This is a genomic window from Brevundimonas sp. FV1ye28 (assembly GCF_058681135.1).
The window spans coordinates 41,754-68,226 of the sequence record NZ_CM178731.1; the positions used below are offsets into that span (position 1 = coordinate 41,754).

The following is a 26,473-nucleotide window of genomic DNA, read 5'->3' on the forward strand; positions in this document are numbered from 1 at the left end:
GGCCAAGCTCGGATTGCGGACGCAGTGATGCGCGCTCGAACCAGACGGAACGGGAATAAAAAGAAGTGAGTTACTGATTAGCCGCGGTAGACGACAGTCACGACCACAGGCGGCGGGGCCGTGGTTGTGGTCGTCGTCGTAGAAGCAGGTGCCGTGTTCGTGGTCGGCGGGGCGGCGCTTGCTACTGCTGCCGTGACCGCGCTGCCGGCGGCCGCAGCCGCGCTGGCGGTGACCGCAGCCGCTGCGGCCGGAGACACGGCCGCCACTGAGGCAGTGATCGCCGGGGAGGAGGCCAAGGTGGTCGCCGCGCTGGCGGTGGCCGCCATGGCCGTGGCGGCGCTGACGCCAGAGCTGCTGATCGTCGCTGCGGTCGCGGTCTGAATGGCGGTCTGGACAGCGGCCGTGATCGCGGCCTGCACCGCCAGCTGAACGGCGGCGGCGATCTGTTCGGGTGTCGATCCGGGTGCCGCATCGGCGATCGCCTGGGCTTCGGCCGCAGCTTCGACGGAGGCGAGATCCAGGCTCGCCACGGCGGCTTCCGATGCCGCGACGATCGCGGATGCGAGTTCCGCCACAGTCGTCGTGCTCTCTGCGCCTGTGGTCGTGTTGCCGACTACGCTCGCCTGACCGAAGGCGACGCCACTTGCGGCTGCGAGTATCGCGGCGGCTGCGACGGCCGACAGTTTAATCGCCTTGCGGTTCATGATGAGCTCCCTCTGACAGCGAAGGTTAACTCACCTAACGGCGGTTTCAAACCCTTTGATAACCAGTTTGGGTGCGAAGCAGCATCGGCACTCGCAAGCGTTGCGAAAAAGAGACTCAAGGGAGATCAGCGTTCGGCCTCCAGCCGAGCTGATATCGTCGAGGATGTCAGGCTCAAAGCCAGATAGCCCGCGGGGTCCGTGACGTCCTGCCTGAGCTTTGCAACCTTGGGAGACCGCTGCGCTGCAATATAGGACAGTTCCTCCAAGGCCAGCCTCCGGTTTGCAACGGTGAGGGCGGACCAATGATTGAAGGCGAAGGCAAGGCGCCATTCGGTGTCGTCCGGACCATAGGGCGCCACTGAGAAGGACCGCGACAGAGCGGTGTTGGCTCGTGCACCGAAGCCCTCCGGCGAAACACTGTCCAGATAGGCGAGGCGCAGCCAGGCGGTCGAATTCGCCGGGGCCTGCCGCAAGGCCAGGACCGTTTCGGTTCTGGCCTTGTCCAAGTCGGCCTGGGTCGCGGACTTGGCGAACTGTGTGGCGCGCGCCTCATGGGTCTGGGCCAGGCCTAGGCTATTCGCGAAGGCGCTCTGCGGAGAGGCCAGGGCCATGGCGACGACCGTGCTCGCCGTGCACGCCGCCACCGCCAGTCCGCCTATGAGCGCGCCCTTGATCGGTTTCCCCGGCATGGCTGTCTCCCGTCCGGGGCCGACCCTACACGCCGCGGTGCAACCGCGACAACCGGTCACGACCCTGGGACCGTCGCGACGAGAATTCCGGCCGCCAACTTTTGGCAGTGGCGACCGTCGTTCGGCCACTGTAAGCTTGGGCGTCTTCTGGAGAGTGTCGATGTTGCGTGCGCTTTGGGCATTGGTGTTGAGTGCCATGTTGGCCGTGGTGCTGGCGTCCTGCGCGCAGGGCGTCATGGCGTCGGGCGAGCCGGTTGGCGACGACGGTGACGCCAGTGTCAGCCGCATACTGGACGAATACCGTCTCGGCGTGGCGGACAAGGTCCGCGTCAACGTCTTCGGCGAGGCGGCCCTGACCGGCGAGTTTCTTGTCGGGGGAAACGGAAAGATCTCTCTGCCCTTGATCGGCGAGACCCAGGCCAGCGGCCTGACGATCTCGGAGTTCCAGGCCGAGGTCGCCTCGGCTCTGCGCGACGGCTTCATCACCGAACCGCGCGTGAGTGCCGAGGTCCTGAACTATCGGCCCTTCTATATTCTGGGGGAAGTCAGTACGCCCGGCGAGTATCCCTATACTAACAGCCTGACCGTCTTGAACGCCGTCGCCACGGCGGGCGGCTTCACCTATCGGGCAGACAATCGTCGCGTCTTCATCAAGCGCGCGGACGCCGATCGGGAAGAAGAGTTTCAGCTGACGACGTCGACCCGCGTCGCGCCGGGCGACACCATCCGGATCCGCGAACGCCTGTTCTAGGCCGCGGATCTCGCATCGACGAGGTCGGCGCGCACCCAGGTCAGGTTGGATCCGGGGGCCTGGCGCTCCAGCCATTCGTAGGGGGCCGCGTCCCAGCGGATGACCCAGGGACTGAGGTTGTCGAGCACATATTCGCCATCCTCGGTGGCCGCCAGCAGCACGGCGTGGGCTTCGCCGCGTCGGGTCCTGACCAGGGCGATCGACAGGGACGCCGGGTTCACGCCCGCTTCGATCAAGGCTCTCCGCTTGGCCAGAACATAGTCTTCGCAGTCGCCTCTGGCTCGCGGCCCCACCGCCGCCTGCCAGACATCGGCCTGGCCGAACGCGTCCTGGTCGCTCGATCGACGGACGGCGCGGTTGATCTGTCTGTTCACGCCTTGCAGGATCTCGACCGTCGGATGCTCTGACTGCGTCGGGGTCGGCGCCTGGGGGATACTAAGTGGCGGAGTGCCGGAACGGGGTGCGGATGCGGGCAGGGCGGGAGCGACGCGGCCGTCCTTCATCCTGCGCTTTCTGGGACTCGCCTGAACCTTTCGCGCCGCGTCCTTTTGCGCCCGCACCTCGTCACGCGCGTTCGATCCCTTAATCGACGCCGGTGCCGTGGCCGGATGATCGACGGCGACCGTCTGAGGGCTCGCGGTCGACAGCCCGGCGGCGGCGAACACCTGGGACCAGCGTGTCTGCGCCGCCCAGGATCTGACCGCCGTCAGCGTCTGGGGTGACCGATCGGCGCCGGCACAGTCCACGGGACTGGCCTCGCACAGGGCGATGAACCCGGACGGCGCGGCGACGGTCCGTCCGATCGGCATGGCGACGTCCCGGGTCTGGGCCTGGACGGCTCCCGAGAACGTCAACAGCCCGGCCATGACGGGGGCCAGGGTCAGCAATGTGGAATGACGCATGTCTCGCCTCTTCATCTGAGGCGAATACTGTCATGTTGTCTCTAATATAGAGGATACAGCTATAGTAACGAATACGACTACAGAACTAGTTGATCCTAAGGTAAGGATAATGGCCAGTAACCATGGTTCTGTGATCTGCCGATGCGGCTTCGTCCGCCCCGCCAGAGCGACGGGTTACGGCCTTGTGGTCCATAGACAGGGGATCGGGTGCGCCGAGGCGCGGGGCATCTCAGCCGATGACGGCGGATGCGAGCGAATAGACCATGACCCAGATCGCCATCGAGACGCCGCCGGCCAAGCTATAGCCGGCCAGGATGCGCAGTCGCCGCGAAGCAGGAGCACGCTCCGCAGTCCATCGCGGACGTGCGCAGGTCGTCTGGGTCAGAGAATGCGCGGGGATTTTCGCCATGACCCCACCGTGACGCAAACCCATCAGCGATCCGTGAAACGACGCAGTTAATTGTTTCTCGGTAAACGCGAGACTGTGTCCGTACGGCAACCTTCACCCCTTCCCAGCGAACACGGGTCGGATTCGTGTTGCATCGCGGCATGGGTTTGAGTTTACCTCTCATTAAGGGCGATTTCCTCGTCCTTTGGGGGCGTTCCATGTTCGACAGCTATCCGGGAGGATCAAGCGTCGCCGCGCGCGCGAAGCTGAGCGCGACCGTGGGCTGGAATCCGATCTTCGGCCGCACCTCGGCCTGCGCCGTCCTGAAGCGAACCTTCGATATCGTCATCGCGGCGACGATCCTTGCGATCTTCGCCTGGGTCTATGTCCTGATCGCCCTGGCGGTGGTGGTCGAGAGCCGCGGACCGGTGCTGTTCCGTCAGCGTCGGACCGGCCGCCATGGTAAGGTCTTCACCATCTACAAGTTCCGCAGCATGTCGGTCACCGAGGACGGCGACGTCATCGCCCACGCCACCCGCGACGATCAGCGCGTGACGCGAGTCGGCGCCTTCATCCGCGAAACCAGCCTGGACGAACTGCCCCAGCTTCTGAATGTCATCCGGGGCGACATGTCCCTGGTCGGTCCACGGCCTCACGCCCTGGCTCATGATCTTCACTATGGCGCGCTGCTGCCTCGATACGCCCAGCGGTTCGAGGTCCGTCCGGGCCTGACCGGTCTGGCCCAGGTGCAGGGGCATCGCGGCGAGATCCACCAGCTCGAGTGCATGGCGCGACGCGTCGATGCGGACGCCGACTATGCGGCTGGGTGGTCGTTCGTCGACGACCTCGTCATCGTCGCCCGGACGGTTCCGCTCCTGGTCGCGCGCACCAACGCCTACTAGAGCCGCCTCAAACCAGCGCTCGTCCCGGATGCGCGACCTCATGGCCGTATTGAGCCGATCCGCTTTCCGGAATGATTTCGCCGGCGCGGTCGCTGACTGCTGACCACCCTTGTTCGATCAGATCTGCCGCGTCCGAACGGTCGCCGATGAAAACGCCCTGCGTCATGGTGACGTGCGCCTGTTCAAAGGCTCCGGCGCCGGCGAGGAGGATGGTGCGGGTCGGGGCGTTTTCGCTCGCCAAGGCGACGACGCCGGGGCTCACCAGGTCCGTGGACAGGCCCCGCAGATCGTCCTCGGAATAGAGACCTTCGGTCATCTGCGTCGCGGCGCTCGGCGCCAGGCAGTTGACGCGGATGCCGGACTTGGCTCCTTCGAGCGCCAGCGTCTGCATCAGACCGACCAGGCCCATCTTGGCCGCGCCGTAGTTGGCCTGGCCGAAGTTGCCGTAGAGGCCCGACGAAGAGGTGGTGAAGATCACCCGGCCATAGCCCTGCTCGCGCATGTGCGACCATGCAGCCTTGGTCACGTTCACCGAGCCCATCAGGTGGACCGTCAGGACCCGTTCGAAATCGTCCAATTCCATCTTGGCGAAGGTGCGGTCGCGCAGGATGCCGGCGTTGTTGACCAGGATGTCGATGCGACCCCAGCGCGCGATCACGCCTTCGATCATGGCGAACACGCCCGCGCGGTCGGTGACGTCGCAGGCCCAGGCCAGGGCCGCGCCGCCCCCCGCGACGATCTCGGCCGCCACCGCGTCGCAGGCCGGGACCGCCAGATCGTTGACCACGACCTGCGCGCCACGCTTGGCCAGAGCTAGCGCGTGGCTGCGGCCAAGTCCTCCGCCGGCGCCGGTGACGATGGCCACGCGGCCGGTGAGATCGATGGTCATGTGGTCATCCTCGCCCTGTCGCGGACCTTGCCGCCTGCCCCGTTCGGGTGAGGGCATCTGCACGCATCCTCGCCGAAAGGTCAATATTCACTAGCCGACCGGTTAGGATTGACGCGCGTCAGAATCAGTGAGACGGTCAGGGCATGACGCCGCCAGAGCGTCAGAGGAATCATCAAGGGAGGAAGACCATGGGGCGCAAGCTCTGGCTCACCACATCCGCCGTCGCCCTGCTGTGGGCGGGATCGGCCCAGGTCCAGGCTCAGGCCCCGTCGCAACAGGCGGATGATCAGGACGCGACGTCGCTGGGCGAGGTCCTGGTCACGGCCGAGCGCCGGACGACCAATCTGCAGGAGACGGCCGTCGCCGCTACCGTGCTGTCAGGCGAAGCCCTCGAAGATCGCGGCGTCTTCTCTCTGGAGCAGCTCCAGTTCGTCGCTCCCTCGACCACGGTCCAGAACTTCGGCCAGGGCAACTATTTCAACGTCCGCGGCATCGGCAAGTCGGAACCCACCACGGCGATCGGCGTGGGCGTGACCACCTATCGCGACGGCGTGCCGGTCTTCCCCGGCTATTTCCAGACCGAGCCTTACTACGACATCGGCAGTGTCGAGCTGCTGCGTGGCCCCCAGGGCACTTTCGCCGGAACCAACGCGACCGGCGGCGCGGTCTTCATCACGTCGAAGAACCCCGACTTCACCGGTGTAAACGGCTACGTGATGGGCCAGGTCGGTAACTACAGCAACGTCAAGCTGCAGGGCGCGGTCAATGTCCCCCTGTCCGAGACCCTTGCAGCCCGCTTCGCGGTCAATCACGAAGAGCGCTCCAGCTTCCACGAGATCGCCGGCAACTATCGCGGCAGCCCGGGTGACGTGGACATGAACAGCGTGCGCGCCAGCGTCCTGTGGACGCCGACCCCAGCGCTGCGGGTTCTGCTGAAGGGCGATTACAACGACCTCGACTTCGGCGGCTATCCCGCAGACCCGTCGCTCGCCACGAACGATCCCTTCGAGATCACCGCCAACGGCCCCCACTCCGGGCATGACGAGACGGCGCGCGTGTCGTTGAACGTCAGCTATGTGCTCGATAACGGCATCACCCTGCGCTCGATCACCGGCTATCAGGACGGGATCAGCGAGTTTTCGACAGACCTCGACGGCACCAGCACCCTGAACAACACCTTCTATGATCGGGTCGAGGAAGACGTCTGGTCCCAGGAGCTCAACATCGTCTCGCCGGACGACCAGCGCCTGACGTGGCTGCTGGGCGCCTTCTGGCAGCAGGACAATGTGACCTTCCCAGTCACCACCTTCCCCCAGGGCGCCTATCATGTCGGCTTCCCGGAGGGCGTGGTCGACTATTATATCTTCGGCGACACCCCCAAGGAGACGAAGGCGGTCTTCGGCCAGATCAGCTACGACCTGACCGATCGGCTGCAGATCCAGCTCGGCGCCCGGTGGTCCGAAAGCACGTCCACCAACGACGACGTCTACACGACCTACCCCGCCTTCGGCCTGACCCTATTCCAGGATTCGGAGGTCACGGCCGAGAAGACGACCGGCAAGCTGAGCGTCAACTACAAGGTCGACGACAACAACTTCGTCTACGGCTTCGTTGCGACGGGCTTCAAGATGGGCGGGCTGAACGCGCCGAACTTCTACGTGCCGCCTCGCAGCTTCGGCCCGGAGGACGTCACGGATTACGAGATCGGCTGGAAATCCACGATGCTGAACGGCCAGCTGCGCACACAGCTCGGCGCCTATCACATGACGTACGAAGGCTTCCAGGTCGCGATCGGCGATCCGGAATATCCGCTCTTCTCTTCGATCCTGAACGTCCAGGACGAGACGGTCCTGATGGGTATCGAGGCCTCGGCCCAACTGCGCATGGCCGAGTGGACGGTGGACATGGGTGCGGCCATTTCGAAGTCGGAACTTGGCACCTTCTATGCCGCCGATCCGCGCCTGACGCGGACGGGCCTATGCGACGCCGAGACCGGCCCGACCAGCGCGAACTGCCAGAACCTGACCGGCAACAGCCAGAGCTATGCGCCCGAGCTGACCTTCAATGTGGGCGTCCAGTATGACTTCACCCTGGGCAATGGCGCGACCCTCTCGCCGCGCATCGACTACGCGCACATCGGCCGGTCCTTCACGACCATCTTCAACAACGCGGCATTGGGCGACGAGTTGGAGGCCCGCAATCTGGTGAACCTGCTGCTGGCCTACAAGACCGACAACTGGACGGCCTCGGCCTACATGCAGAACGCCACCGACCAGACCTATATCGCCGCGGTCAACGCCGGCCTGCGCTACGCCGGGCCGCCGCGTCAGTTCGGCGTGAACGTCACCCGGACTTTCTAAGCCGACTGGAGGCGGCGCGATCCCGGTCGCGCCGCCTCTTTTCCTGGGTTGGTTCGCCGGCCCTCAAGTAACCGCATGGATTTCCGCTCAAGGATGACTGTCTCCCTCGACCCGATGCAGGACTACGCCCTGACCGTCGATCGTTTCCTCGATCACGGCGCGAAGTGGCATGGCGACGCGCGGGTGATCACGGCGGTCGGGGAGGGGGACGACGACAGCCTGGGCTATGCCGCAGTGCGTGAGCGGGCCAATCGCCTGTCGGGCGCCTTGCTCGACTTGGGTTTGCAGCCCGGCGACAGGATCGCCACCCTGGCCTGGAATACGCGCCACCACGTCGAGGTCTGGTTCGCGACCATGGGCGTGGGGATGGCCTGTCACACCCTCAATCCCCGTCTGACCCTGCCGCACATGATTGCGATGGTCGATCAGGCCAACGACCGGGTCCTGGCCGTGGGCGCGGGGCTTCGCGGCGTCGCCGACGCCCTGATGGCGTCCTGTCCGAGCCTCGAGCGCCTGATCCTGCTCGACGGAGAGACGGCCGAGACCCGGGGCGACGATATCTTTGAGTTGGAGACCTTGCTTTCTGCTCAGGGCCGACCTGTCGCCTGGGGCCAGTTCGACGAGCGGTCGCTGGCCGGCCTCTGCTTCACCTCGGGCACGACGGGGGCGCCCAAGGGCGTCGGCTACACCCACCGTTCCAACTATCTGCACACCATCCGGGGGCTTCAGGCCGACGCCTTCGCCCTGACCGCCGACGACGCGGTCCTGGTGGCCGTGCCGATGTTCCACGCCAGCGCCTGGGGACTGCCCTTCGCGGCGCCGGCGGTGGGCGCGGACCTCATCCTGCCGGGCCGGGTCACGGACGGCGCCAGCCTGGCGCGTCTGATCGAGCGGCACGGGGTGACCGTGGCGGTGGGCGTGCCGACCGTCTGGCTGGGCCTGCTCGACCATCTCGATGCGACGGGTGGGCAGACGCCGGCGCTGGAGCGCATCATCATCGGCGGTTCGACCTGCCCCGACAGCCTGCTGCGACGCATGGAGGACCGCCTCGGCGTCACCGTCCAGACCAGCTGGGGCATGACCGAGCTGTCTCCGCTCGGGGCGATCTCGCCGCGCAGCGAGCGGCCGGGCGCCGCGCGCGGGTCGGGTCGACCGCCCATGGGGCTGGACCTTTTGTTGACCAGTTTGGACGGCACCTCCCTCCCGGAGCAACGCAACGTCGTCGGTCACCTGAAGGTCCGGGGCCAGAGCGTCGTGAACGCCTATTTCGGCGCCGACGCCCCCGCCGTGGACGCCCAGGGCTGGTTCGACACCGGCGACCTGGCCAGTCTCGATGACGCCGGCAACCTGACCCTTGCGGGCCGGTCCAAGGACCTGATCAAGTCGGGCGGCGAGTGGATCAATCCGGTCGAGATCGAGGAGATCGTCGGCGCCCTGCCGTCCATCGGACTGGTCGCCGTCATCGGTCGCGCCGATGCCAAATGGGGCGAACGCCCGCTGATGGTCATCGAACCCGCGCGCGGCCAGGACATCGACGACGCCGACCTGAAGGCGACGCTCAAGGGCCAGGTCGCCGACTGGTGGATCCCCGACCGCATCGTCCGCGTCGAAACCATGCCTCTGGCCGCCACCGGCAAGATCAACAAGACCCAGCTTCGCGCCACCTATGGAGGCGCATAGGATGGACGCCGTCTCCATAATCGAGTCGGCGTACCTCCGCACGGGCATGCCAGACCGCCCCGAGGTTCAGGCCATGACAACCCCGCCCCCCCGCAAGCCCCGCCGCAAGGCCGAACAGCGTGCCGAGAGCCTGGAGCAGCTGCTGGACGCGGCCGAGGAGCTGTTCTCGCGTCACGGCTTCTACGGCGTCTCGATCCGCGACATCGCCGAGAAGGTCGGCGTCCACAAGTCGCTGATCCACTACTATTTCACCGACAAGCAGGAGGTGTTCGACAAGGTCATGGCCCGCCGCGCGCCGGTGACAAGCGGACGTCGGATGGAGGCGCTCGACGCCTACGAGGTCGCCGCGAACGGCAAGCCGACCGTCGAGGGCGCCCTGCGGGCCTTCCTCGACACCGACCTCGACACCTATTCCAACGGCGGCGACGGCTGGCGGCATTTCGGCGCCCTCAGCGCCCAGATCAACAACACTCCCGCCTGGGGCGCCGAGGTCATGGACCGGCTGTATGATCCCGTCGTGCTGCGGCTGATCGGCTTGTTGAAACAGGCCATGCCGGACGCCGCCGAGGAAGACATCTTCTGGGGCTACCACTTCGTCACCGGCGCCCTGACCCTCAGCCTCGCACGCACCGGCCGGATCGATCACTTGTCGGGCGGAAAATGCAGGTCGGACGACTTCGACGCGATCAAGGAACGGATGGCGGCCTTCATGGCCCACGGCTTCATCGGCATCTGCCGCGACCGCGTCGCCGAACGTCAGAGACAGGCCCGGGAATGACCCGGCCGGATCTCAAGAACTAGACGGGCCCAAGGTCCGCGCCCCGAGGAAACGACCATGAGTGAGACGACGATCACGTCCGGAGCTCCGGCTGCCGGCGCCAAGCCCTCGGTGGGGCGAAACGCCTGGGTCGCCCTCAGCGTCCTGTGGTTCATCTATGTGCTGAACTTCCTTGACCGCCAGTTGCTGTCGATCCTGGCCAAGCCCATCCAGGACGCGATGAACATCACGGACGGCCAGTTGGGCCTCCTGGGCGGTCTCTATTTCGCATTCTTCTACTGCTTCATCGCGATCCCGGTCGGCTGGCTGGCCGATCGCACCAACCGGGTCTGGGTCGTCTCCGTCGCCTGCGGCATCTGGAGTGCGGCGACCATCGCCTTCGGTCTGTCCAAGACCTTCGGCCAGCTGGCCGCCTCAAGGATGAGCGTGGCCTTCGGCGAGGCCGGGGGCGTGCCGCCCTCCTACGCCATCATCACCGACTATTTCCCGCCCGGTCGTCGCGGCATGGCTCTGGGAATCTACAATCTGGGACCACCCGTCGGCGCGGCCCTGGGCATCGCCTTCGGCGCCTCGATCGCGGCGGCCTTCAGCTGGCGTGAAGCCTTCGTCGCCATCGGCGTCGTCGGCGTCGTCGTCGCCCTGATCACCCCATTCGTGGTCAAGGAGCCCCGGCGCGGCGGCCTCGATCAGTCCGCCGTCGCTCCCACCGATGCCCCCTTGGCGCCGGCGACGGTGATCCCGGCCAAGGCGTCCTTCTGGGGTACGGCCAGGAACTTCTTCGCAAACCCCATTCTGGTCCTCGCCGCGCTGGGGAGCGGGGTGACCCAGATCGTCACCTATGGCCTCGGCAACTTCGCCGTCCTCTTCTTGATGCGCGAGAAGGGCATGCAGCTGAACGACGTCGCGCTCTGGTACGCCCTGGTGGTGGCCGTCGGCATGGGCGGCGGCATCTTCGCCTCCGGCTATCTGATCGACCGCTACACCCGGAGATCGAAGACCGCCTACGCGTTGCTGCCAGCTCTCTCCCTGTCGCTGGCCCTCCCGTTCTACATCGCTTTCGTCTGGGCGCCCTCCTGGCCGCTGGCGCTGGTGCTGATGCTCGGACCGAACTTCCTCAACTACTTCTACCTGTCGTCCTCGGTGGCCCTGGTGCAGGAAGAGGTTCGACCGAACCAGCGGGTCATGTCGGGCGCCCTCCTGCTGCTGGTGATGAACTTCATCGGTATGGGCTTCGGCCCGACCTACGTCGGAGCGGCCAGCGACTGGTTCCGCGCGGCCCATCCCGAGAACTCGCTCCAGATCGCCCTCTACACCCTGATCCCGGTCTATCTGGTCGCGATCGCCCTGTTCCTTTGGCTGTCGCGTGTGATCGCCCGACGGATCCACACGGAGGCCGCCCGATGATCCGTCTGCGTCACCTCCTGGCCGGAGCCTGCGCCGCCTCGGTCCTCATGGCCTGTGCGACCGCCCCATCGACCCAGACCGCGCCCACGGTCGATGCCCCCGCCGGGTCTCTGCGCGGCGAGGTCGTCGGCGACATCTCGACCTTCAAGGGCATTCCCTACGCCGCCCCGCCGGTGGGTGAGATGCGCTGGCGCCCGCCCGCTCCGCCCGCCCGCTGGCAGGGCATCCGCGACGCGACTCGATACGGTGCCGCCTGTATCCAGCCGACGCCGGTCATCCAGACCATCTATTCGGCCGACATCGGCGCGACGAGCGAGGACTGCCTCACCCTCAACATCTGGACGCCGTCCACGACCGGCAAGGCGCCGGTCATGGTCTGGATTCACGGCGGCGCCCTGGTCTCCGGCTCCAGCAAGGAGGGGCTCTACGACGGCGCGCGGATCGCCCGCGAAGGCGTGGTCGTCGTCTCGATCAACTACCGCCTCGGCGTCCTCGGCTGGCTCGCCCATCCGGACCTCAGCGCCGAAAGCCCGGCCCATCTCTCCGGCAACTACGGCCTGATGGACCAGGTCGCCGCCCTGGAATGGGTGAAACGCAACATCGAAAGCTTCGGCGGCGATCCCGACAACGTTACGATCGCGGGCGAGTCCGCTGGGGGACTCAGCGTCCTCTATCTGATGGCGTCCCCGATCGCGCGCGGCCTGTTCGATCGCGCCATCGCCCAGAGCGCCTACATGATCTCGACGCCCGAGCTGACCGAGGCCCAGCATGGCTCCCCCGCCGCCGAAACCGCCGGGGCGACCCTTTCCCGCGTGCTTCAGGCGCCCAGCCTTCGCGTCCTGCGCGGTATGGATCCCCAGACCCTGACCGACCGTGCGGCCATGAGCGGTTTCGCCAGCTTCGGCGTCGTCGACGGTGCCGTCCTGCCGCGCCAGATCGTGGAGACCTTCGATCGCGGCGAACAGGCCCCGGTCCCGGTCCTCGCCGGCTTCAACACCGGTGAGATCAGATCCCTCCGCATGCTGGCCCCCGCCGCCCCCGCCGGTTCCGTCGACTACGAGCGGATCATCCGCGAACGCTACGGCGACCTGGCCGACGCCTTCCTGCGTCTCTACCCCTCGTCGGACATTGGCGAGAGCATCCTGGCCGCCAGTCGAGACGCTCTCTACGGCTGGACCTCCGAACGGCTCGTCCGTTCCCAGACCGAGGCTGGCCAAGCCTCCTTCCTCTATCTCTTCGACCACGGCTACCCGGCCGCCGACGACGCCGGCCTTCATGCCTTCCACGCCTCGGAACTCCCCTACATGTTCGGGACGCTTGAGCGGACGCCGCCTCGCTGGCCGGCCATCCCCGACACGGTCGAGGAGCGTTGCCTGTCGGACGCCATGGTCGCCTACTGGACCAGCTTCGTGCGCGACGGCCGGCCGGTCGCGCCGGACGAACCGTCATGGGCACCCTATGGCTCTGATCGTCGGGTGATGACCTTCAGGGTGATGCCTGTGCCCGCGACCGGTGTCTCACCGGGCATGTTCGAACTCCACGAAGCGGCAGTTTCCCGGCGTCGCCAAGCGGGCGATCAGCCCTGGAACTGGAACGCGGGGCTCGCCTCGCCTGTGTTGCGATCCGTGCCGGCCGATTAAGAGACCTCGCTCCAGGTATTAGCTCTAGCCGCCCTCGCGCGCGCGGAAGTCGCCGGGGCGCAGGTTGTGGCGCCGGAACTTGTCGTACAGCGTCTTCCTGGGAATTCTCAGCGCCTCCGTGATGGCGACGATGTCGCCCGCGTGGCGGTACAGCGCCTCTTCCAGAACCGCCTTCTCGAACCGCTCCAGCCGATCCGTCAGGCCCGCACCCGCCTCCTCGCCCGAGCCGAGGCCTGCGGGGGCGTCGATGTCCATCGCCACTCGCTCGGCGAAGTGGGCCAGTTCGCGGACATTGCCCGGCCAGTCGTGCTCCATCAGGGTCCGCCGGACGGCCGTGCTCATCGGTGGCGGCGTCCGTTGATGCTCGCCCGACGCCCGCGCCAGGAAATGGGCGAACAACAGGGGCACATCCTCGCGCCGCTCCCTCAGCGGCGGCACCCTGAGTTTCAGCACGTTCAGCCGATAGAACAGATCCTCGCGGAACTGCCCCCGCTCGATCGCCAAGGCCAGGTCGATCTTGGACGAGGCCAGGATGCGCAGGTCGAGCGGACGCGGGCCGGCGGCCCCGAGCGGCTGAATCTCCCGCTCTTCCACCACCCGCAACAGGGCGACCTGAGCCGAGATCGGCATGCTCTCGATCTCGTCCAGGAACAAGGTCCCGCGATGGCTCTGCTCGATCAGGCCGACCCGCCGTTTGACCGCGCCGGGAAAGGCTCCGGGTTCGTGGCCGAACAGTTCGCTCTCGATCAGACCGGCGGGCAGGGCGCCGCAGTTGACCGCCACGAACGGGTGCACCCGCCGCCGCCCGCTGTTGTGCAGAGCCCGCGCGACCACCTCCTTGCCGACCCCGGTCTCGCCCTCGATCAGAACGTCCATCCCCGCGTCGGCGACCTGTTCAATGACCGTCCGCAGCCGGGCGATGGCCGGGCTCGACCCCAGCAACGGCAGGTCCGGCGTCACCCGCGACACAGCCGCCGACAGGGCGCGGTTGTCGAGCACCAGTCCGCGCTTCTCCAGCGCCCGGTTCAGGCTGTCGGCAAGCCGCCCGAAATCGAAGGGCTTGGCCACGAAGTCATAGGCGCCGTTCCTCAGCGCATCGACCGCGTCGGCGATGTCGCCATGTCCCGTGATCATCACGACCGGCAGGCCTTCGTCGAGCGCCTGCAGCCGGGACAACAGTCCGCGTCCGTCCATGCCCGGCATGCGCAGGTCGGAGACCACGACACCCGGATAGTCTGCGCCGAGGACCTTCAACGCCGCCTCGGCCGAGGCGAAGGCCTGCACGTCCAGATCCTCAAGCTGAAGCCGCTCCAGAAGCGCGTTCCGGAAATCGTCGTCGTCGTCGATCAAGGTGACGGAGCGGGGGCGGGAGAAGTTCACGCGGCGAGCCTCAACGAAATCACGAACTGGGCGCCGCCTTCGCCTGGCCGCAGGCTGAGCTCTCCGCCGAAGCCGGCGACGATGTCGCGACAGATGACGAGACCCAGGCCCAACCCAGACGCCTTGGTTGTCACGAAGGGCGTGAACAGGTTGGCGGCGACGGCCGGATCGACGCCGGGGCCGTTGTCGCCGATGACGATCTCGATCCGGCGACCCTTCTTCACAACATCGATGGTCAGCTGCGGCTCCAGCGTTCCGGCCTCCGTCATCGCCTCGAACCCGTTCTGGAGAAGGTTGACGACCACCTGTTCCAACCGGATCGGCTCGGCCTGGACCCTCAGAGCGGGATCGCCGCTCCTCACGAGTTCGATCCCACCCTCGCGCAGCCGCCCGCCGATCAGCAACAGGGCGCCGTCGATGGCGGCGGCGGGGGAGACGGCGGACATCGCCTGGCTGCTCTTTCGCGAGAAGGCCCGTAGCTCGTCCGTGATGACGCCGATCCGCCCGGTCAGTTCGGCGACACGCCCAAGGCTTCGCCGCGCCGCCTCCGGGTCGTCGCGGTCCAGATAGGCGTTGGCGGTGTCGGCATGGGTGCGGATGGCGGCGACGGGCTGGTTGATTTCGTGCGCCACCCCGGCTGCGATCTGTCCGAGCGTCGCCAGCTTGTTGGCCTGGACCAGTTCCTCGCGCAGCACCTCGCGGCTCGCCTCGGCGCGGCGGCGCTCGTCGATCTCGCGGCTCAGCTTGCCGTTCGTGGCGCGCAGCTCCCGGGTCCGTTCGTCGATGCGGCGTTCCAGCTCGGCGCGCGCCTGTTCCTCGGCCTCGGCCCTGGCCATCGCCTGCTGGCGACGCCTCAGCAGGACCCCGGCGCCGACCGCGAGCAAGGTGGCCAGCAGGCCCGCGACCGCTCGCGCGCTCATGACATTGGCGACGATGGCCCCGCCGATCGGATCGAGCAGATGTAGGGTCCAGCCCGGCGTGTCTGTGGCGGTGTGCGACAGGATCCAGTCTCCCGCCGGCCCGCCGGCCGCGACTCGGACGACACGGCCGGCGCCCGTGGTTTCGCTGTCGAAGGGCAGTGGGGCCAGCGCCTGACCGGTCAGGGTCTGGTCCTGCAGGATCGCATCGCGCTCGGCCGGGGTCAGGGTCCGGCTGCGACGGAACCGCCATTCCGGAACGCTGGTCACCAGCACGACCCCGCGTGAATCGGTGACGTAGGCGGGCTCGCCCGAGCTGCGCCAATCGGCCTCCAGCGCGTCGAATTCGACCTTGACCACCACGACGCCGAGCGGCCGTTGCTCGGTCCCGATAAGGCGCGCGAGATACAGCCCCGGCCGTCCGCTGACCGTGCCGAGCGCGAAGAACTCCGCCGCACCGTTCCGCATCGCATCCCGGAAATAAGGACGGAAGGCGTAGTCGGAGCCGACGAAACTGGTCGGCTCGCGCCAGTTGCTGGCCGCCCGGGCGACGCCGTTCCGGTCCAGAACATAGATGGCCGCCGCCCGCGTCTGGCCGGACAGGGTCTCCAGCTTGGCGCTGACGACATCGCCGCTGGCGCCGCTCCCTGACAGCAGGGCGACAACCTCCGGGTCCTGCGCCAGGACGACGGGCAGTGAGCGATGCTTTTCCAGTTCGCTTCGCAGGACCGCCGCGTGCAGCGCCGCTGCCGCTTCCGCCTGCCGCGCCAGATCCGCCTGCGCGTCTCGCCGCGCCACCTCGCCCGCTGCCGCCATGCCCAGGACGCCGACCACCAGCCAGCCGAGCACCAGAGCGATCCAGGGCCGAGCGGCGGGACGCCGGACCCTGTGGGCGAGTCGATGAAGCGGCTGCGAGAACATCCTTCGACTATGCGGAAATCCGCACAGTTTGGCCACACGACAGGCTGATATTTCGGACCATCTCTTGGAAGGGAGGCGAGAACTCAATCAAAATCAGCGCTTTGTTATCGACGGTCCTTCGCTTTGCTCCGGTGAGGATCACGGCCAGAATAGGGCTTCGGACACACGGCAGTCAGACCGTGAGACAACAAGGCGGCCACGGTCGCAGGGGAGAGCGGATTGCAGCTTACGAGCGATCACGGTCATGCGTCCGGCGCGCCGCGCGCCTGGTATCGGCACCTGTATGTCCAGGTCTTGGCCGCGATCCTGCTCGGCGGGCTGATCGGTCACTTCTGGCCCGAGTTCGGGGAAAGCCTGAAGCCGTTGGGTGATGCCTTCATCAAGCTGGTGAAGATGGTCATCGCCCCGGTGATCTTCCTGACCATCGTCACGGGCATCGCCGGGATGCGCGACCTGGGCCGCGTCGGCCGCGTCGCCGCCAAGGCCTTCGCCTACTTCCTGTTCTTCTCGACCCTGGCCTTGATCGTCGGTCTGGTCGTCGGAAATCTGATCCAGCCCGGTCGTGGCCTGAACATCGATCCCGCGACGCTCGACGCCGGCGCCGTGGCCCAATATTCGACGGCCGCCCACGAGACGACCATTATCGGCTTCCTGCTGGGCATCATCCCCGACACGGTGGTCAGCGCCTTCTCGACCGGCAACATCCTTCAGGTCCTGTTCGTCTCGGTCCTGTTCGGCATTGCGCTCGCCTCCATCGGCGACATCGGCAAGCCGGTCCTGAACTTCCTGGAATCGGTCAGCGCCGCCTTCTTCAAGCTGGTCGCCATCGTGATGAAGGCGGCGCCCATCGGGGCGTTCGGCGCCTTCGCCTTCACCATCGGCGCCTACGGCATCGAGACGGTCGCCAACCTGATCGCGCTGGTCGCAACCTTCTATCTGACGGCCGCCATCTTCGTTATCGGGGTTCTGGGGGCGGTCGGCATCGCCAACGGCTTCTCGATCTTCAAACTGATCCGCTACCTGAAGGAAGAGCTGCTTCTGGTTCTCGGCACCTCGTCGTCCGAGGCCGCCTTGCCCAGCCTGCTGCAGAAGATGGAGCAGGCGGGCGCGTCCAAGTCGGTCGTCGGCCTCGTCGTCCCGACCGGGTATTCGTTCAATCTGGACGGCACCAATATCTACATGACCATGGCCGCCCTGTTCATCGCCCAGGCGCTGAACATCGACCTGACGCTGGAACAGCAGATCCTGCTGCTGCTGGTCGCCATGCTGAGCTCCAAGGGCGCGGCGGGCATCACCGGCGCCGGCTTCATCACCCTGGCCGCGACCCTGGCCGTGGTGCCGACCGTGCCGATCGCCGGCATGGCCCTGATCCTCGGCATCGACCGCTTCATGAGCGAGTGCCGGGCCCTGACCAACTTCATCGGCAATGCGGTCGCGACCCTCGTCGTTGCGCGCTGGGAGGGGGAGCTTGACCGCGATGCCTTGAACGACGCCCTCAACGGCTCGCCCCGCCCGCTGGCGGCCCAGCCCGACCCCGCCGCCGGCCCGGGTGACGACCTCGTGGTCGCCCGCGACTGACCTGATCACGACGTGCCTGAAAACAAAAAGACTTTGGGAGGATGACCATGAACACCAACAAGACCGCGATGCTCGCGACCACCGCCGCCGCAGCCCTGCTGAGCCTCGCGCCCGCCGCCTGGGCCCAGACGCAGACCCCGGCCCCCGTGCCGTCCACCACCCAGCTGTCGCAGGCCTCTCAGGCCATCGCCGACCAGGCCGAGGCCGACGGCCAGGACGCCTCGTCCGTCGATGACATCGTCGTCGTCGGCTCCCAGATCCGCGGCGCCGACGTCACCGCCGCCCTCCAGGTCACGGTGCTGAGCGAGGAGCAGATCCTGGCCACCGGCGCCGTCTCGGGCGACGACCTGCTGCGCTCGATCCCCCAGATGGGCGACGTGCTGTTCAGCGCGGCCAACAACCCCCAGACCTCGAACGCGGCGCGCGGCGACGTGAACTCGGTCAACCTGCGCTCGCTGGGCGTCGGCAACACCCTGGTCCTGCTCAACGGGCGCCGCATCGTCCAGCACCCGACCAGCCAGGGCACCTCGGACACCGGCACCGTCCCGGTCCTCAGCTACAACTCCAACGCCATCCCTGTGACCGGCCTGGAGCGGCTCGAGGTCCTGCTGGACGGCGCGGCCGCCATCTACGGCGCCGACGCCGTGGCCGGGGTGGTCAACACCGTGCTTCAGGACGACTTCGACGGCCTGAAGATGAACGCCCAGTACGGCGGCGCCGAGGGCACCCACCTGCGCGAGTTCAACCTCGGCGTCTTCGCCGGCAAGGACTTCGAGCGCGGCAACATCTCGGCCTACATCGACTACACGGATCGCCAGGCGCTGCAGGCCGAGGATCAGGACTTCACCGCCACCGACAACCTGCGCCCCCTGTTCGCCGGCTATCCCGACTTCGCCTCCAGCCTGACGCCCGACGCCCGTAACACCCGCGGTCCCTGGGCCAATCTGGCGGTCATCGGCGCGACCGGCGCGGTTCGTCGCGGAACCCAGGCCCTGACCACGGCTGCCGGCGCCTTCCACATCCAGCCGACCACCCTGGCGGGCTGCCTTGTTCCCAACGCCAATGACGCCGGCGTCTGCCTCGGCTCAGGCGCCCTGAACTTCAACAACGCCCAGCGCGATCTGCGCTTCGACACCGCGCCGGGCACCACCATCCAGCCGGACACCCAGCGCCTGAACGTCTTCGTGCAGGGCCACTACGATGTCAGCGACACCGTCACCGCCTTCGGCGAGCTCGGCTACTACACCGCCGACACCCAACGGATTCAGCCGCCGGTGATCAACCTCAACACCCTGACCATTCCGACGACCAACTACTGGAACCCGTTCGGTCCGGTGACCTTCGCCGACGGCCGCGTGAACCCCAACCGGATCGCGGGTCTGACCAATGTTCCGGTCACCGGCCTGGCCGTCACCCTGAACCAGTACCGCTTCGTCGATGCGGGCTATCAGGAGGTCAATGTCACCAACTACCAGGCCCGCGCCCTGGGCGGCCTGCGCGGCGAATGGCGCGGCTGGGACTGGGAGACGGCGCTCCTCTATTCGGAAGCCGAGGCGGTCGACGAGTCTCTCGCCGTCAACACTCAGGCCCTCCAGGCCTCGCTCGCCCTGTCCACGCCCGACGCCTACAACCCCTTCAACGGCGGCTGCATCGCCCAGACCAGCTTCGGCGACTGCACCCCCAGCTCCCAGACCGCGATCGACGCCATCACCTTCACCCTGAAGCGTGAGAGCAGGACGACCCTGGCGCTGTACGACTTCAAGGTTTCGCGCGGCGACCTGTTCAGCCTGCCGGCCGGCAATGTCGGCGTCGCCTTCGGCTTCGAAGCCCGCAAGGAGACCCAGAACGACGACCGCGATTCCAACCTGGACGGTTCCAATCCGTTCCGCGACACGGTCACCGGCGCGACCCAGCTGTCCAACGTCATCGCCGTCAGCCAGAACCCCGACACTCACGGTGAGCGCACCGTCACCTCGGCCTATGTCGAGTTCGCCATTCCGGTCGTCTCGCCCGAGATGAACATCCCCCTGGTCCATAATCTGGAGTTCCAGATCGCCGGCCGGGCCGAGCACTATTCCGACTTCGGCGACGTCGCCAAGCCCAAGATCGCCGGCGCCTGGGACATCGTCGACGGCCTGCGCATCCGTGGCTCTTATTCGGAAGGCTTCCGCGCACCCAATCTGGAACAGACCAACGCAGCCACCTACGGCCGTCTGTCGACCAACCCCGACTATATCCGCTGCGAGGCGGATCTGCGGGCCGGCCGCATCGCCACCTTCGGCGCCTGCTCGCGCTCGATCGGCGCCTCCCTGCTGGTCTCCGGCAACCCGGACCTAGAGCCGGAAGAGAGCCAGAACCAGTCCTATGGCGTGGTCTTCCAGCCCCAGTTCATCCCGGCCGAGTGGGGTGACTTCACCTTCACCGTCGATCGCTGGAGGATCCAGCAGGAGAAGATCGTCGGTCTGTTCGGCGGTCGCAACGCCGTGGTGCTGGACTATGCCGAGCGGGTCGGGGGCGGTTCCAATCCGCTGGTCACCCGCGCTGCGCCCAACGCGGATGACATCGCCCTGTTCGCCGGCACCGGCATCGCCCCCGTCGGGCAGATCCTCTCGATCTCCGACCGGTTCGTGAACCTGCTGCCTCAGGACGTGGAAGGTCTGGACATCGGCTTCAACTGGCGTCTGCGCGACACGCCCTGGGGCAGCTTCCGCGTCAACATCGACGCCGCCAAGCTGATCAAGTTCGGTCGCGAGGCCGGTCCCGCAGTCGACGCCCTGTATGAAGCCCGTGAAGCCGGCATCATCAACGCCGCCACGCCGCTTCCGGATTCCAGCGACCTGTTGGCCCAGAACGGCCGGCCGGAATGGCGTCTGTCCGGTTCGCTCACCTGGAGCCAGGGTCCGTGGCAGGTCGGTGCCTTCACCCAGTACATCTCGGCGGTGGACGACACCGACCTGCTGAGCGCCGCCGGCGACGCCTGGGAGGTCGAGAGCCAACTCACCGGCAACCTCTATGCCCAGTACGAGTGGGAAGAAAACGCAGGCTTCGCTTCCAACAGCCGTATCCGGGTCGGCGCGCGCAACATTACCAATGAGGCGCCGCCGCTGTCGTCCTCGGGCTACCTCGGTTCGCTGTATCGTCCCTACGGCCGCTACTGGTACGTCTCGATGGCCAAGGAGTTCTAAGCCTTTGCGACGGTCGGAAAGACGGAGTGGGACGATGCGTCCAGTAGTTTCGATCTCTCTTCTCAAGGTCTGGGCCGTCGCAGGCCTGACCTGGGCCGGAGCGGGTTTCCATGACCCCGTTTCGGCCCAGAACCAGTCGCTTACCATCGCCCCCGAGCCGGCGACCTGTCCCGCCGCCCTGCCTGCCGGAACGACCTGTTCCTCGGGTCGGTCGGGGGACGGCGCCTGGTACTGGACCGCCTATCCGCGCGACTGGAACGGGACCCTGATCGTCCACGCCCACGGCGGCCCCCGCACCGCCGAGCCGCAACGCGAAGACCCTGTCGAAGACCTCGAACGCTTCTCCGTCATGGTCTCTGAGGGCTACGCCTGGGCCGGCTCTACCTACCGTCGCGGCGGCTACGGCGTGCGCATGGCCGCACGTGACACTGACGACCTGCGCCAGATCGTGTGGGACGCCTTCGGCAAGCCGAAACGCACCCTTCTTCATGGCCAGTCCTGGGGCGGCAACGTCGCCGCGAAAGCCGCCGAACTCTACGCCGTCTCCGCCGACGGGACGCGAAACTACGACGGGGTCATCCTGACCAGCGGCCTGCTCGCCGGCGGGTCCCAGGGCTACGCCTTCCGCGCCGACCTGCGCGCCGTCTATCAGTTCTATTGCCGGAACCACCCGCGCCCGACCGAGACCCAGTACCCGCTTTGGCAGGGCCTTCCCGAAGGCGCCTCAATGCCCCGCGCCGACATCGCCGCCCGTGTCGAGGAATGCACCGGCCTCAGCCTCGCGCCCGAAGCCCGCACCCGCGCCCAGGCCGACGCGCTGAGGAATATCCTGTCGGTGGTCGGGGTGACCCAGGACAGCCTGGTCGCCCACCTCGCCTGGGGCACCAACCTGTTCCAGGACATGGTCTGGAAGCGGCTGGACGGTCGCAACCCCTTCTCCAACGCCGGGACCACCTACCAGGGCTCCGACGACGACGTCGCCCTGAACCAGGGTGTCGAGCGGTTCCAAGCCGACCCCGCCGCCGTCGCCGCCCTGGCCTACGACGCCGACCTGACCGGGAACATCCTGGTGCCGACCCTGACTATGCACGCCCGCTACGACCCGACGGTCTTCGTGTCTCATGAGGCAGCATATGCCCAGACCGTCGCCGACGCCGGCCGCTCCGATCTTCTCAGCCAGGTCTTCACCACCGAGGCCCTGCACAGCCAGCTCAGCATCCCCCAGTACGCCGGCATGCTGATCGCCCTGACCCACTGGCTGGATACCGGGGAGAAGCCGGACGCCGAGGATGTGCTGGAGGCCTGCCGATCGCGCGCAGCGACCTACGGCCAACCCTGCCTCATCGACCCGGACTTCGTGCCGACACTCTAACCGCTCTCCCGGCGGGAGAGGGCTTGAGGCCCGCAGAGCGATAGCGATGCGTCTTGGCCGAAAGGGTGAGGGACGCGCCCTCACCGGTTAGCGCCACCCGCTGACCCCTTCGCGGAACTCCGATCGTCCCGAGACGGGCTCCCGGGCGCCAAGCCTTCTGGCACCGGGAGAAGGGCTAGACGAAGGAACTTATTCTTCAGCCGCCCTTGTGCCGATGATCCCGCGCCACCACCTCCCGCGTCTGATCTTTGACACCGTCGGCCCGCCTCCCGGACTTGATGCACGCTTGGCATGACCCCGTGCACGCATCGGACCTAGTGGACTCAGTGTACGCTTCGGACGCTTCGGACGGTGTTTTCGAGTGCAGGGTGTCCGTCGTGCCCCGGCGACAGCAGGCCCGGCCAGGATCGACACAGAAGCGAGGAGCCAATCGCACCGAACAGCGTTAACCTTGAGCATTCACCGGGGATCGACATGAGCCTGAACCGCCTTCTCGCCGCCGCCGTCATCGGCGCGATGTCCGTTTCCGCCTGTACGCGGGAGGCGGAAACGCCTGCGGAACCCGTCAATCAGACGCCTCCGGTCGCCCAGCCGACGGCTCCGGCCGCCCCCGCCATCGGCTATGCCTGCGAAAGCGGACAGACGGTGTCGGTCCAATATCCCGACACCGCCACGGCCTCGGTCGCCTACAAGGGTCAGACCTATGCCCTTCGTCTGGTCCCGTCCGCCTCGGGCGCCCGCTATTCCGGCTCGGGCGTCGAATGGTGGATCGCCAGCCGCGAAGGATCGGAGAGCGCGACCCTCAGCCGCCTCGGTCCGAACGACGATGTCGGCGTCGCCGTGCTCGAACGCTGCAGTCGCCCGTCGGCAAACCCGGCCCTGCCGGTCCCCGGCCAGCCGATCGCCCCCCAGCCCGCGCCCGGCGGCGTCCTTCCGGCCTCCGCGCCGTGCCGCGCGGCGAACCTGCGCCTGAGCTCCGAAACAGGCGACGCCGGCGCCGGCGGCCGCACGAACGTCTTCGCCCTGACCAACGCCGGGACCGCGCCTTGCAGTGTCTCGGGCTATCCGGCTGTCAGCCTCTTGGACGGTCAGGGACGTGGCCTGACCGCGATCCGCTCGGACCAGAATCCCAACACGGCGACGCCCGTGAACATCCCGGTCAGCGGCAAGGCCTTCTTCGACATCCATTGGACGGTGGTCCCGAACGAGGGCGCGGGCGAGCGGGTCTGTCCCTCGGCGGCCCGCGTCCGCGTGTTGATCCCCGGCGATACGGCGGCCCTGGCTGTTCCACTGGCCTTCACCCCATGCGGCGGCCGCATCCGCGTCAACCCGTTCCGGAGCGCGATCGAGCCGGGCGCGGCTCCTGCCTCGGTCCCGGCCGCGTCCTCGATCTGATCGCCGCGCGGGTGGAAATGCGTTTCGAAAGGGCGTAGCTGCGCGCCATGCAAACGACAGCCTTCCACGACCGCGTCGCGGCCGAGCTTTCCGATATCGACGCTCAGGGCCTGACCAAGCCCGAACGGGTCATCGAGTCGCGCCAGGGGCCGGTGATCGAGGTCGGGGGCCGGAAGGTCCTCAACTTCTGCGCCAACAACTACCTGGGCCTCGGCGGTGACGACAGGGTCGTGGCAGCGGCCAATGCGGCCTCGGAAAAGCGCGGCGCCGGCACGGCCTCGGTCCGCTTCATCTGCGGCACGCTCGATATCCACAAGCAACTGGAACGGGCCATCGCCGACTATCTCGGCTTCGAGGATTCGATCCTGTTCGCCGCCGCCTTCGACGCCAACGGAGGCCTCTTCGAGCCCCTGTTCGGGGCTGAGGACGCCATCGTCTCCGACAGCCTGAACCACGCCTCGATCATCGACGGCGTCCGCCTGTGCAAGGCCAAACGCTACCGCTTCGCCAACTCCGACATGGCCGATCTGGAGGCCCAGCTGAAACAGGCCCGGGCCGACGGCGCGCGGGACATCATCATCGCCACCGACGGCGCCTTCTCGATGGACGGCTACATCGCCAGGCTGGACGAGATCCGCGCCCTGGCCGACCAGTACGGCGCCCTGATCATGGTCGACGACTGCCACGCCACCGGCTTCCTGGGCCCGCAGGGTCGCGGCTCCTACGCTCACCATGGCGTCAAGGTCGACTTCGTCACCGGCACCTTCGGCAAGGCCCTCGGCGGTGCCATGGGCGGCTTCATCTGCGCCACTTCGGCGGTGGTTCAACTGCTGAAGCAGCGCGCGCGGCCCTACCTGTTCTCCAACGCCCTGGCCCCCTCGATCTGCGGCGCAAGCCTTGAGGCCATCCGCATCGCCCAAGGCGAGGAGGGCGACAAACTCAGGGCCCAACTGACCGCCAACGCGGCCCGCTTCCGCAATGCGATGACCGAGGCCGGCTTCGACCTGCTGCCCGGCGAACACCCGATCGTCCCCGTCATGCTGGGCGACGCCAAGCTGGCCCAGACCATGGCGGCGCGGATGCTGGAGCTCGGCGTCTATGTTATCGGCTTCAGCTTCCCGGTCGTGCCACGCGGCGCAGCCCGCATCCGCACCCAGATGTCCGCGGCCCACACCTTCGACCACATCGACCAGGCGGTCGCGGCCTTCACGACCGCCGGCAAGGAACTGGGAGTGATCTGACCGTGACCGAGGCGGCGCACACGGTCCGGATCGACGGTCGGTCGGTCCTCAATCGCGCCGACTTCTATGCCGCGATCGAAGGGGTTGAGGGCACGCCGGACTGGATGGGACGCAACCTCGACGCCCTGTTCGACGTGCTGGTGGCGATCTGGCCCAAGCCGACGGTCCTCCAGTGGACCCATGCCGTCGCGTCTGCTGCGGCGATGGGGCCGGACTTCGAAATCATCACAGGCGTGCTACGAGACGCCCAAACAGAGCCCCGGTCGCGATTCACCTTTCAGGTCTTCGACGGCGAGGCCGACATTCAGGAGCAAGCGCAATGACCGACACCATGAAGGCCCTGGCCAAGACCGCCCCCGGCATCGGCCTGGAGCTGATCGATGCGCCCATCCCCGTAGCCGGACCCGAAGACGTACTCATCCGCGTGCATCGCACCGCCGTCTGCGGCACCGACATTCACATCTGGAATTGGGACGAGTGGTCCCAGAAAAACGTGCCGACGCCGATGATCACGGGCCATGAGTTCTCGGGCGAGATCGTCGCCATCGGCAAGGATGTAAACCGCCCGCTGAAGATCGGCCAGCGCGTCTCGGCCGAGGGTCACGTCATCGACCTGAACTCCGAGGCCGCCCGCGCCGGCCACTTCCACCTCGACCCGCACACGCGCGGCATCGGCGTGAACCGCCAGGGCGCCTTCGCCGAGTTCGTCGTGGCCCCTGCCTTCAACGTGATCGAGCTGCCCGACGACGTCTCCTACGAAGTCGCCTCGATGCTCGACCCGTTCGGCAACGCCGTTCACACGGCCCAGCAGTTCGACCTCCTGGGCGAGGATGTTCTGGTCACGGGCGCGGGTCCCATCGGCATGATGGCCGCCGCCGTCGCGCGCCACGCCGGCGCGCGCACCGTGGTCCTCACCGACATCAACGACTTCCGCCTGGACCTGGCCCAGAAGGTCGCGCCGGGCGTACGGACCGTGAATACCACCAAGGAAGACCTTCACGACGTGATGAAGGAGCTCGGCCTCAAGGTCGGCTTCGACGTGGCCTTGGAGATGTCGGGTTCGCCCATCGCCTTCAAACAGTGCGTCGACACCCTGATCATGGGCGGCGGCATGGCGCTATTGGGCATACCGTCCAAGCCGATGGAGACCGACTGGGGCGCCATCATCCTCAAGGCCCTGACCATCAAGGGCGTCTATGGACGCGAGATGTTCACGACCTGGCGCAAGATGCTGGGCCTGTTGAAGGCCGGGCTGGACCTGGAGCCCCTGATCACGCACCGTCTGGCCTATGACCAATACCGCGAGGGATTCGACGCCATGCGGTCGGGCCAGTCGGGCAAGGTCATTCTGGACTGGGACAAGGCCGCCTGAGGCCTGAAGGGGGCCCGCTGAGCGC

21 protein-coding genes are annotated in these 26,473 nt (G+C 67.1%); 14 read left to right on the plus strand and 7 right to left on the minus strand.

From position 1 onward, the window contains the following. Window positions 1–77: 77 nt before the first annotated feature. Window positions 78–704 (minus strand): hypothetical protein, encoded by a 627-nt coding sequence (locus ACW171_RS00175; RefSeq protein ID WP_492094820.1) that lies wholly within the window; start codon window positions 702–704, stop codon window positions 78–80. Window positions 705–829: 125 nt separating this feature from the next. Further along, window positions 830–1,393: a hypothetical protein gene (locus ACW171_RS00180; RefSeq protein WP_492094822.1), complete on the minus strand. Its 564-nt coding sequence runs from the start codon at window positions 1,391–1,393 to the stop codon at window positions 830–832. A gap of 160 nt (window positions 1,394–1,553) precedes the next feature. On the opposite strand from ACW171_RS00180, the gene ACW171_RS00185 reads away from it, so the two are divergent. Further along, window positions 1,554–2,144, plus strand: coding sequence for a polysaccharide biosynthesis/export family protein (locus ACW171_RS00185; RefSeq protein ID WP_492094824.1), 591 nt, complete (start codon window positions 1,554–1,556; stop codon window positions 2,142–2,144). Here ACW171_RS00185 and ACW171_RS00190 read toward each other — a convergent pair. Then, a complete protein-coding gene (locus tag ACW171_RS00190) occupies window positions 2,141–3,046 on the minus strand; it encodes a transglutaminase-like cysteine peptidase (RefSeq protein WP_492094826.1) in 906 nt (301 codons plus the stop codon). The two genes, ACW171_RS00185 and ACW171_RS00190, sit on opposite strands and share 4 nt — an antisense overlap. A 229-nt stretch (window positions 3,047–3,275) precedes the next feature. Next, window positions 3,276–3,455 carry a hypothetical protein gene (locus tag ACW171_RS00195; protein WP_492094828.1) on the minus strand — a complete coding sequence of 60 codons (180 nt, stop codon included), beginning with the start codon at window positions 3,453–3,455 and terminating at the stop codon, window positions 3,276–3,278. Window positions 3,456–3,652: 197 nt separating this feature from the next. Between ACW171_RS00195 and ACW171_RS00200 the strand changes: the two genes are divergently transcribed. Beyond that, window positions 3,653–4,336, plus strand: a complete 684-nt coding sequence (locus ACW171_RS00200) for a sugar transferase (protein ID WP_492094830.1) — start codon at window positions 3,653–3,655, stop codon at window positions 4,334–4,336. A gap of 7 nt (window positions 4,337–4,343) precedes the next feature. Here the strand turns inward: ACW171_RS00200 and ACW171_RS00205 are convergent, their stop codons facing one another. After that, on the minus strand, window positions 4,344–5,225 hold the full coding sequence (locus ACW171_RS00205; protein WP_492094832.1) for an SDR family NAD(P)-dependent oxidoreductase: 882 nt from the start codon (window positions 5,223–5,225) through the stop codon (window positions 4,344–4,346). A gap of 188 nt (window positions 5,226–5,413) precedes the next feature. On the opposite strand from ACW171_RS00205, the gene ACW171_RS00210 reads away from it, so the two are divergent. The 5 genes from ACW171_RS00210 (at window position 5,414) to ACW171_RS00230 (ending at window position 13,087) form a co-directional block, all read left to right on the plus strand. Continuing rightward, window positions 5,414–7,585, plus strand: a complete 2,172-nt coding sequence (locus tag ACW171_RS00210) for a TonB-dependent receptor (RefSeq protein ID WP_492094834.1) — start codon at window positions 5,414–5,416, stop codon at window positions 7,583–7,585. 93 nt (window positions 7,586–7,678) lie between these two features. Further along, entirely contained in the window at window positions 7,679–9,265 is a 1,587-nt protein-coding gene (locus ACW171_RS00215) for an AMP-binding protein (RefSeq protein WP_492094836.1), read from the plus strand. Between the two features lie 73 nt (window positions 9,266–9,338). Then, on the plus strand, window positions 9,339–10,043 hold the full coding sequence (locus ACW171_RS00220; protein WP_492094838.1) for a TetR/AcrR family transcriptional regulator: 705 nt from the start codon (window positions 9,339–9,341) through the stop codon (window positions 10,041–10,043). A gap of 57 nt (window positions 10,044–10,100) precedes the next feature. Continuing rightward, window positions 10,101–11,447 carry a spinster family MFS transporter gene (locus ACW171_RS00225; RefSeq protein WP_492094840.1) on the plus strand — a complete coding sequence of 449 codons (1,347 nt, stop codon included), beginning with the start codon at window positions 10,101–10,103 and terminating at the stop codon, window positions 11,445–11,447. Beyond that, window positions 11,444–13,087 carry a carboxylesterase/lipase family protein gene (locus tag ACW171_RS00230; RefSeq protein WP_492094841.1) on the plus strand — a complete coding sequence of 548 codons (1,644 nt, stop codon included), beginning with the start codon at window positions 11,444–11,446 and terminating at the stop codon, window positions 13,085–13,087. The genes ACW171_RS00225 and ACW171_RS00230 overlap by 4 nt, the downstream gene beginning before the upstream one ends. Window positions 13,088–13,111: 24 nt before the next feature. On the opposite strand, the gene ACW171_RS00235 is transcribed toward ACW171_RS00230, so the two are convergent. Together ACW171_RS00235 and ACW171_RS00240 are read right to left on the minus strand one after the other, a co-directional pair. Further along, entirely contained in the window at window positions 13,112–14,467 is a 1,356-nt protein-coding gene (locus ACW171_RS00235) for a sigma-54-dependent transcriptional regulator (RefSeq protein ID WP_492094843.1), read from the minus strand. Then, on the minus strand, window positions 14,464–16,233 hold the full coding sequence (locus ACW171_RS00240) for a sensor histidine kinase (RefSeq protein ID WP_492094845.1): 1,770 nt from the start codon (window positions 16,231–16,233) through the stop codon (window positions 14,464–14,466). The genes ACW171_RS00235 and ACW171_RS00240 overlap by 4 nt, the downstream gene beginning before the upstream one ends. Window positions 16,234–16,524: 291 nt before the next feature. Between ACW171_RS00240 and ACW171_RS00245 the strand changes: the two genes are divergently transcribed. The 7 genes from ACW171_RS00245 to tdh all read left to right on the plus strand — a co-directional run bounded on the left by ACW171_RS00245 (window position 16,525) and on the right by tdh (window position 26,448). Continuing rightward, entirely contained in the window at window positions 16,525–17,883 is a 1,359-nt protein-coding gene (locus ACW171_RS00245; protein ID WP_492094846.1) for a dicarboxylate/amino acid:cation symporter, read from the plus strand. A gap of 47 nt (window positions 17,884–17,930) precedes the next feature. Next, window positions 17,931–21,068 (plus strand): TonB-dependent receptor domain-containing protein, encoded by a 3,138-nt coding sequence (locus ACW171_RS00250; protein WP_492094847.1) that lies wholly within the window; start codon window positions 17,931–17,933, stop codon window positions 21,066–21,068. Window positions 21,069–21,102: 34 nt separating this feature from the next. Beyond that, the gene (locus tag ACW171_RS00255) at window positions 21,103–22,440 is read left to right on the plus strand and encodes an alpha/beta hydrolase family protein (protein ID WP_492094849.1); all 1,338 of its coding nucleotides are present in this window, start codon (window positions 21,103–21,105) and stop codon (window positions 22,438–22,440) included. A 474-nt stretch (window positions 22,441–22,914) separates the two neighbouring features. Next, a complete protein-coding gene (locus ACW171_RS00260; RefSeq protein ID WP_492094851.1) occupies window positions 22,915–23,835 on the plus strand; it encodes a DUF4232 domain-containing protein in 921 nt (306 codons plus the stop codon). 47 nt (window positions 23,836–23,882) lie between these two features. Continuing rightward, a complete protein-coding gene (locus tag ACW171_RS00265) occupies window positions 23,883–25,076 on the plus strand; it encodes a glycine C-acetyltransferase (RefSeq protein WP_492094853.1) in 1,194 nt (397 codons plus the stop codon). Window positions 25,077–25,078: 2 nt separating this feature from the next. Further along, window positions 25,079–25,399, plus strand: coding sequence for a barstar family protein (locus tag ACW171_RS00270; protein ID WP_492094856.1), 321 nt, complete (start codon window positions 25,079–25,081; stop codon window positions 25,397–25,399). Continuing rightward, complete coding sequence (gene tdh / locus ACW171_RS00275; RefSeq protein WP_492094858.1) at window positions 25,396–26,448, plus strand: L-threonine 3-dehydrogenase; 1,053 nt, start codon at window positions 25,396–25,398, stop codon at window positions 26,446–26,448. Before ACW171_RS00270 ends, tdh begins: the two co-directional genes overlap by 4 nt. Window positions 26,449–26,473 lie beyond the last annotated feature (25 nt).